A 5959-nucleotide genomic window follows, 5' to 3' on the forward strand; every position below is an offset into this window, starting at 1 on the left:
GTGGTGGGGGAAGATCAGATCCTGTCCGCCGCAGTGGATATCCAGGGTATCCCCCAGATACTTCCGGCTCATGGCGGAGCACTCAATGTGCCAGCCGGGGCGACCCTTGCCCCAGGGGGAGTCCCAGTAGGGCTCCCCGGGCTTTGCCGCCTTCCATACGGCGAAATCGAGAGCACTTTCCTTCCGTTCATCCACCCCGATCCGGGCACCTGCCTGTAAATCCTCCATGGAATTCTTGGACAGCTTGCCGTATTCCGGGAAGCTGGCAGTGCGGAAGTATACATCTCCGTCCGCCTCATAGGCATGGCCGGAGTCCACCAGTGCCTTTACAAAGTCAATGATGTCCTGCATGCAGGTGGTGACCTGGGGGTGTACGTCAGCGTCCATCACGTTCAGCCCGTGGGCATCGGTCTTGTACTCGGCGATATACTTCTCCGCCACCTGTGCGGCGGAACTGCCCTCCTCGTTGGCACGCTTGATGATCTTGTCGTCCACGTCGGTGAAATTCTGCACATACTTGACCGTATAGCCCCGCCAGGTCAGATACCGGCGCAGCACGTCAAAGGCACAGATGGGTCTGGCGTTGCCGATGTGGATAAAGTTGTATACGGTGGGGCCGCAGGCGTAGATGTTCACCTGCTTGCCCTGTTGGGGGAGAAACTCCTCCTTTTTACGACTCATGGTGTTGTACAGGTACATATTCCTCATTCTCCTTTTCCTGGCTGTCCGGCTTTACCGACAGCATTTCTTCCAGCTTTTCGATCCGCATGGTGAGCCGGCAAAGCTCCTGTGCCACCGGATCCGGGATGTGGATCTGGTCAAGATCCGGACACACACGCTGCCCGTTCCGGCGCACCACCCGTGCAGGCACGCCCACGGCGGTACAGTCCGGCGGGACTTCCTCCAGCACCACCGCCCCGGCAGCGATCTTGGCGTTGTCCCCCACATAAAAGGGGCCCAGCACCTTTGCCCCGGAGCCAACGATCACGTTGTTGCCCAGGGTGGGGTGCCGCTTGCCCTTGTCCTTGCCGGTGCCTCCCAGGGTGACCCCCTGGTAGAGCAGGCAGTTGTCCCCGATTTCCGTGGTCTCCCCGATCACCACCCCCATGCCGTGGTCGATGAACAGCCCCTTGCCGATCTTCGCCCCCGGATGGATCTCAATGCCGGTAAAGAAGCGGCTCATCTGGGAAATGATCCGGGCGATGGTAAAGCACTTGTGTTGGTAGAACCAGTGGGCACGGCGGTAGCTGTGTACCGCATGAAGTCCGGAATAGGTCAGGATGATCTCAAAGGCACTCCGTGCCGCCGGATCCCGTTCTTTAATCAGCGCAATATCCTCCCGCAGTCGTTTGAACAATTGGCAGCCTCCTATCATCAAAAACGCCCCCGGATGCCGAAGCATCCAGAGGCGAAAAGTCGCGGTTCCACTCTGATTTCTGACTCAAGCCCTTTAACGCAGGAATACGGGAGGCGATACTGGGCGCAAGCTGTTCCCACCTCCGGCTGGCAGCCGCACTTCACCAATGGCTGTTGCATGCCCTTTTCAGCATCCGGGCACTCTCTGCTGCAACCCACCGCAGGCTACTCTTGCTGTTACGCCTTTCACATCTATTATACGCAAATCCGGGGATTTTGTCAACCCCCGTGCAGCCGTTCCCTTACGCCTCCGGGTCGATGAACTTCCAGTAGCCCCGCAGGTAGATCCATCCGGAGATCACCGTCAGACCGGCGCTGATCCATACCAGACCGGTGAGGATCCAGCCGCACACCCGGTCAATGGTGTCCGCACAGGCAAGGGAGAAGCTGTTGAAGTCTCCGGAAAAGCTCAGATACACCAGAATGGCGATGATGGTCACCATGGTGAAGGCGGTTTTCAGCTTGCCCCAGAAGCCGGCGGCGATCACCGTGCCGCTGTTGGCGGCAACCAGCCGCAGCCCGGATACCATAAACTCCCGCATCATGATAATGAGAAAGGGGATCACCCCGATCATCTGATTGTCCACGAAGCATGCCAGGGCAGTCATCACCAGCACCTTGTCCGCCAGGGGATCCAGGAATTTGCCGAAATTGGTGACCAGATTGTGCTTCCGGGCAAGATGCCCGTCCAGAGCATCCGTGATGGAGGCGGCAATGAACACGATCATCGCCAGCAGGTAGTGGCAGGGGATGCCGGGGATCAGGAAAAACACCAGGAATACCGGAATCAGCAGTACCCGCATCAGGGTCAGCTTATTGGGCAGATTCATCCGTGACCACCTCTCCCACAAAATCGTAATCCAGTACCTCGTCCAGCCGGACGGTAACGTAGTCCCCGATATGCAGCGGGGTCTCGCTGCGGATAAAGACCTTGCCGTCAATGTCCGGCGCATCCGCCGCCGTGCGTCCGAACCAGCATTCCGCCCACCGGTCGTAGCCCTCGATGACGGCGGTGCATACCTGCCCCAGTCTGGCATTGTTCTTTTCCTCCACGATCAGCTGCTGCTGCTCCATGAGAATGTCCGCCCGGTGCTGCCGCACATCCTCCGGCACCTGATCCGGAAATTCCGCCGCCCTGGTGCCCTCCTCCTGGGAGTAGGCAAAGCAGCCCAGTCGATCGAACCTCTGCGCCTGGATAAATTCTGCAAGCTCCGTGAACTGGGCTTCCGTTTCTCCGGGGAAGCCGGTAATCAGCGTGGTCCGCAGGGTGATATCCGGGATCATCTGCCGGATCTTGTTCAGCAGGGCTGCCAGGGTGCCTGCATCCCCCTGTCGGTTCATGCGCCGGAGAATGTCCCCGTTGCAGTGCTGGATGGGGATATCCAGATACTTGACCAGCTTTTCCTCCCGTGCTATGACCTCCAGCAGCTTATCAGTAATCCGCTCCGGATAGCAGTACAGCACCCGGATCCAGCGGATGCTCTCGATCCGGCATAGCTGCTCCAGCAGCTCCGGCAGGCGGCTTTCCCCGTACAGATCCTCCCCGTACCGGGTGGTATCCTGGGCAATGACGGTCAGCTCCGTGACCCCATGCTCCGCCAGCCACCTGGCCTCCTCCAGCACATCCTCCATGGGTACGGAGCGGAAGCCGCCCCGGATCATGGGGATGGCGCAGTAGGTACAGCAGTTGTTGCAGCCCTCTGCGATTTTCAGATACGCAAAGAAGGGCAGGGTGGACAGAACCCGTCTGCCGGACATGGGCACATCCAGCTTGGAGCAGAAATGCACCATCCGCTCGTCGGCAAGCACATGATCGATCACGTCAATGATCTGCCCCTGATCCCCGATGCCTATCACAGCGTCCACCTCCGGGAATTCGTCCGCTGCCTCCTGCCGGTAGCGCTCTGCCAGGCATCCGGTCATAATGATCTTCCGGATGGAGCCCTCCGCCTTCAGCTGGCACAGCTCCAGGATCGTGTCGATTGCTTCCTCCTTGGCGGACTGGATAAAGCCGCAGGTGTTTACCACCACCACGTCCGCATCCCCCGGCTCGGTGACCAGTTCATAGCCCCGCTGCCGGATCAGATGGAGCATACGCTCCGAATCCACCAGATTCTTGGCACAGCCAAGGGATACCATTCCCACTTTAATGGACATGCTTGTTGTCTCCTTTGCTCGGGCAATCCACATCCTGGGGATTGCCGTGATTATTCCGAAAAATAGTCTTCCAAAGCGCAGCGGATGGCGTCATAGCCATACCCCCGCCGCACCAGTGCCGCCTTCACCCGGTTGATCCGCTTCTGATCCGTGGGATCCTGAAGGTCTGCGGCATATTTCCGCTCCAGCAGGGCTGCCAGCTGGGCATCGGTTTCCTCTTCGTAATCCGCCAGGGCTTCGTCGATCAGTTCATCGTCCAGCCCCTTCCGGCGCATTTCCTGCTTCGCCCGGTACAGCCCGTAGTGCTTTATCGTTACATACTTTTCCGCCAGGGAGGCGGCATACCGCCGGTCGTTAATCATCCCCAGCCTGACCAGCCGCCGGAGGACATGGTAGCAAACGTCCTCCTCATAGTTCTGCTCCAGCTTTTCAAACAGCTCCGCAAAGCCGTAAGCCCGCACATCCAGCAGATACAGGGCACGTTCATAGGCACGCCGCCGCTGGGAGGCGATATGGATCTGTTCCACCGCCCCCTCCGGCAGCTCCAGCCCCGGCGCCAGGTGAAAATCCGCCGCAATGTCCCGGTGGATGAACAGGGGGTCTGCATCCTCCAGATCAATTTGCAGCACACTGCCCTTATAAGGCGTAATATCGGTAATTTTCATATTGCTTATTCAGCCGGCGTGAATTCTTCAAAGTCATCCTCTGCATTCACCAGGGGACTGATGTCCGCCCCGTAGGATTCTGCCGCATCTGCCGACGCTTCCTCCGGTGCATCCTCCACAATATCCTCCGTATCCGCCAGCGCCTCATCCGCCGCCTTCTTCAGGTCGGAGGATTTCTTGGACTTTTTGGATACCAGCAGCAGCTTATCCTTCTGCTCCAGGATCTGCGCTTCGATCTCCTTCATCAGCTCCGGATCATTGGCGAGGATCTCCTTCACCTTGTCACGGCCCTGTCCCAGCTTCTGATCCTTATAAGAGAACCAGGAACCGCCCTTCTTCACGATATCCAGATCCACCGCCAGATCCAGCACCTCTCCCACCCGGGAGATGCCCTGTCCGAACATAATGTCGAACTCGCATTCCTTGAAGGGGGGCGCCACCTTGTTCTTGACGATCTTCACCCGGGTGCGGTTGCCGATGACCTGGGAGCCGTTCTTGATGGCTTCCGCCTTGCGCACCTCCATCCGCACGGAGGCGTAGAACTTCAGTGCCCGTCCGCCGGGGGTGGTTTCCGGATTGCCGTACATAACGCCGATCTTCTCCCGGATCTGGTTGATGAAAATGGCGACGCAGTTGGATTTTGCAATGACGGAGGTGAGCTTCCGCATGGCCTGGGACATGAGCCGGGCAAGCTGTCCCACATGGTTGTCTCCCATATCCCCGTCGATCTCCGCCTTGGTGGTCATGGCAGCCACCGAGTCCAGTACGATCACGTCAATGGCGCCGGAGCGTACCAGTGCCTCTGCGATTTCCAGCGCCTGCTCGCCGCTGTCCGGCTGGGATACCAGCAGGTTGTTGATATTGACCCCCAGCTTTTCTGCATACACCGGATCCAGGGCGTGCTCCACATCGATAAAGGCTACCTCGCCCCCCAGCTTCTGCGCCTCTGCAATGATGTGCAGCGCCACCGTGGTTTTACCGGAGCTTTCCGGGCCGTACAGCTCCACGATTCTGCCCCGGGGAACCCCCCCGATGCCCAGTGCCAGATCCAGGGTCATGGAGCCGGTGGGGATGGCATCCACATTCAGCGCCTTGGTCTGTCCCAGCTTCATGACCGCCCCGGCGCCGTACATCTTCTCGATGTGGGCGATGGCGCTTGCCAGTGCCTTTTTCTTTTCCTCGGCGGTGGTGAGCTTCACAGGCGCCGCCACAGACTTCTTTTTCAGTTCTGCCTTTGCCATTGTATTACCTCCGTGCCCCGGCAGGACGCATGCCGCTTACCACACGGCTGATCCCTGCAAGATCGGGGAAACTCTCAATATTTTCATACCCTGCATGGGTCAGAAAGCTGCTGACTGCCGCCTCCTGCCCCATGCCGATTTCAAACAGCAGCCTGCCACCCGGGTTCAGGCTCTCCTGCCACAGTGCCGGGAGTCCCCGGTAAAACAGCAGTCCGTCCTGCCCCCCGTCCAGGGCGGCTCTGGGTTCAAACTGTACCTCTTTTTGCAGAGCGGCAAGATCCGCCTCTGTCAGATAGGGGGGATTGCTGACGATCACGTCCACTCCCCGGATGCTTTCTGCCAGTGCCGGATCCAGCACGTCCCCCTTCACGATATGCAGGAGCGTGCGGTTCAGCGCCGCATTCTCCTGCAGGTACCGGAGGGCATCCGCCGACTGCTCCACCGCTGTGATCCGGGCATGGGGCAGACAGTGGGCAAGGG

The 5959-nt window shown here is 59.2% G+C and carries 7 protein-coding genes; all 7 read right to left on the minus strand.

Annotated elements, in window-relative coordinates; all coding sequences use genetic code 11:
• Window positions 1–699, minus strand: a 699-nt coding sequence (gene cysS / locus QVO51_RS04725) for a cysteine--tRNA ligase (RefSeq protein WP_288167870.1), incomplete at its 3' end; no start/stop codon positions are given.
• The gene (gene epsC / locus QVO51_RS04730) at window positions 671–1357 is read right to left on the minus strand and encodes a serine O-acetyltransferase EpsC (protein ID WP_022357433.1); all 687 of its coding nucleotides are present in this window, start codon (window positions 1355–1357) and stop codon (window positions 671–673) included. The genes epsC and cysS, both read right to left, overlap by 29 nt.
• Window positions 1358–1658: 301 nt before the next feature.
• Window positions 1659–2246 (minus strand): CDP-diacylglycerol--glycerol-3-phosphate 3-phosphatidyltransferase, encoded by a 588-nt coding sequence (pgsA, locus tag QVO51_RS04735; RefSeq protein ID WP_015557517.1) that lies wholly within the window; start codon window positions 2244–2246, stop codon window positions 1659–1661.
• Window positions 2230–3573 carry a 30S ribosomal protein S12 methylthiotransferase RimO gene (gene rimO, locus QVO51_RS04740; RefSeq protein WP_022357434.1) on the minus strand — a complete coding sequence of 448 codons (1344 nt, stop codon included), beginning with the start codon at window positions 3571–3573 and terminating at the stop codon, window positions 2230–2232. Before rimO ends, pgsA begins: the two co-directional genes overlap by 17 nt.
• 50 nt (window positions 3574–3623) lie before the next feature.
• Window positions 3624–4238, minus strand: a complete 615-nt coding sequence (locus QVO51_RS04745) for a regulatory protein RecX (protein WP_022357435.1) — start codon at window positions 4236–4238, stop codon at window positions 3624–3626.
• Window positions 4239–4243: 5 nt separating this feature from the next.
• Window positions 4244–5479, minus strand: a complete 1236-nt coding sequence (gene recA, locus QVO51_RS04750; protein WP_022357436.1) for a recombinase RecA — start codon at window positions 5477–5479, stop codon at window positions 4244–4246.
• 4 nt (window positions 5480–5483) lie between these two features.
• Window positions 5484–5959: N5-glutamine methyltransferase family protein (locus tag QVO51_RS04755; protein ID WP_288167871.1), on the minus strand; the 476-nt coding region annotated here is incomplete at its 5' end.

The organism is Ruminococcus sp. CAG:379, assembly GCF_000434255.1.
In the GTDB taxonomy this organism is placed as follows: Bacteria; Bacillota; Clostridia; order Oscillospirales; family Ruminococcaceae; genus Ruminococcus_F; species Ruminococcus_F champanellensis.

Excerpts from the sequence above, each read along its gene's own strand:
- rimO (WP_022357434.1), bottom strand. The coding sequence starts at position 3,573 with ATGTCCATTAAAGTGGGAATGGTATCCCTTGGCTGTGCCAAGAATCTG.
- QVO51_RS04745 (WP_022357435.1), bottom strand. The coding sequence starts at position 4,238 with ATGAAAATTACCGATATTACGCCTTATAAGGGCAGTGTGCTGCAAATT.
- pgsA (WP_015557517.1), bottom strand. The coding sequence starts at position 2,246 with ATGAATCTGCCCAATAAGCTGACCCTGATGCGGGTACTGCTGATTCCG.
- recA (WP_022357436.1), bottom strand. The coding sequence starts at position 5,479 with ATGGCAAAGGCAGAACTGAAAAAGAAGTCTGTGGCGGCGCCTGTGAAG.